Genomic DNA, 339 nt, shown 5'->3' on the forward strand with positions numbered 1-339 from the left:
ATTTAAACTCATTATTTTTCGACTTGGGTTCAGGGATTTCCCTAACATGATTTCATTTTACCCGTTCCTTATTTTCTTTCTCAAATTTATTATTTCAAATTATTTCGATAAACATATTTAATTTGTTCAAAATATTGATTCATATCTAATTCATGAGAAAAAAATTTCTCGTCTTCTTTTCCTTGAAAAAATTCTTCACGATAAGTTTTTCTATCAAGATTTTTTTCCAATCTTGTAAATATTTTTTGTAAGACCGGCAAAAAAACATCGACAATTTTTTTATTCTTGTTGAAATAGTTCTTCAAAAATATTCGCCTACATTTTTTTGATATTGCTTTC

General features: G+C 25.1%; 1 protein-coding gene. It reads right to left on the reverse strand.

Going from position 1 to position 339, the window contains the following annotated elements; translation table 11 throughout:
- Nucleotides 1-89: 89 nt before the first annotated feature.
- Nucleotides 90-339, reverse strand: a 250-nt coding sequence (locus QP439_RS09015; RefSeq protein ID WP_285389649.1) for a hypothetical protein, incomplete at its 5' end; no start/stop codon positions are given.

This window comes from Streptococcus sp. UMB1203, from assembly GCF_030217725.1.
Classification (GTDB): domain Bacteria; phylum Bacillota; class Bacilli; order Lactobacillales; family Streptococcaceae; genus Streptococcus.